The 1512-nt window shown below is 71.6% G+C and carries 1 protein-coding gene; it reads left to right on the plus strand.

The window, feature by feature from the left end; genetic code table 11:
• On the plus strand, window positions 1–1512 hold a 1512-nt coding region (locus SLNSH_RS24255; RefSeq protein WP_106340863.1), incomplete at both ends, for a GMC family oxidoreductase.

The following is a 1512-nucleotide window of genomic DNA, read 5'->3' on the forward strand; positions in this document are numbered from 1 at the left end:
GTGCTGGTGCTGGAAGCGGGCGGGATGGACAACTGGATCTGGTACCACATCCCGGTCGGCTACCTGTTCGCCATCGGCAACCCGCGCTCGGACTGGATGTTCAAGTCCGAGCCGCAGCCGGGGCTCAACGGCCGCTCCATCGCCTATCCGCGCGGCAAGGTCATCGGCGGCTCCTCGGCCATCAACGCCATGATCTACATGCGCGGTCAGGCGGCCGACTACGACGGCTGGCGCCAGCTCGGGCTGGAGGGCTGGGGCTGGGAGGACGTGCTGCCCGCCTTCCTCAGGCAGGAGGACCACATCGACCCGCCGAACGAGTTCCACCGCTCGGGCGGCGAGTGGCGGGTGGAGTACCCGCGCATGCGCTGGGATATCCTGGACGCCTTCCAGGCCGCCGCCGAGGAGCTCGGCATCAGGCGCGTCAAGGACTTCAACACCGGCGACAACGAGGGCTCGTCCTACTTCCAGGTGAACCAGAAGCGCGGCCGCCGCTGGAGCGCGGCGCGCGGCTTCCTCCGGCCGGCGCTGAAGCGGCCGAACCTGCGGCTCGAGACCGGCGTGACGGTGGAGCGCGTGCTCGTCGAGGAGGGCAGGGCGGTCGGCGTCGCCTACCGGCAGGACGGGGTGGAGAAGGTGGCCCGCGCCGCCGGCGAGGTGATCCTGTCGGCCGGGGCCGTGGCCTCGCCCAAGATCCTGCAGCTGTCCGGGATCGGGCCGGGCGGGCTGCTGCAGGAGCACGGGATCACGGTGCTGCGCGACCTGCCGGGCGTGGGCGAGAACCTGCAGGACCACCTGCAGATCCGCCCGGTGTTCAAGGTCACGGGCGTGCGCACCCTCAACATCGACTACCAGTCGCTGCTGAAGCGCGGGCTGATGGCGGCGGAATGGGCGCTGCTGCGCACCGGGCCCCTCACCATGGCGCCGTCGCAGCTCGGGCTCTTCACCCGCTCCTCGCCGGACTACGCCACGCCCAACCTGCAGTTCCACGTGCAGCCGCTGTCGCTGGACAAGTTCGGCGACCCCATGCACCCGTTCGCGGCCTTCACGGCGAGCGTGTGCAACCTGCGCCCGGCGAGCCGCGGCACGGTGCGCCTCGCCTCCGCCGACCCGGCCGCCCCGCCGGCGATCTCGCCGAACTACCTCGCCGCCGAGGAGGACCGGCGCGTGGCCGCCGACGCGCTGAAGCTGGTGCGGCGCATCGTCAAGGCGAAGGCCCTGGAGCGCTTCCGGCCGGAGGAATACAAGCCCGGCGCCCACCTCACCTCGGAAGAGGACCTGGCGAAGGCGGCGGGCGACGTCTCCTCCACCATCTTCCACCCGGTCGGCACGGCCAAGATGGGCGTCACGGACGACCCGCTCGCCGTGCTGGACGCCCGCCTGCGGGTGCGCGGCGTGGAGCGCCTGCGCGTCATCGACGCCTCCGCCATGCCGCGCATCACATCGGGCAACACCAACTCGCCCACCATGATGATCGCCGAGAAGGGCGCCGCCATGGTGCTGGAGGACGCGCGC

This window comes from Alsobacter soli (assembly GCF_003004785.1).
Classification (GTDB): Bacteria; Pseudomonadota; Alphaproteobacteria; order Rhizobiales; family Beijerinckiaceae; genus Alsobacter; species Alsobacter soli.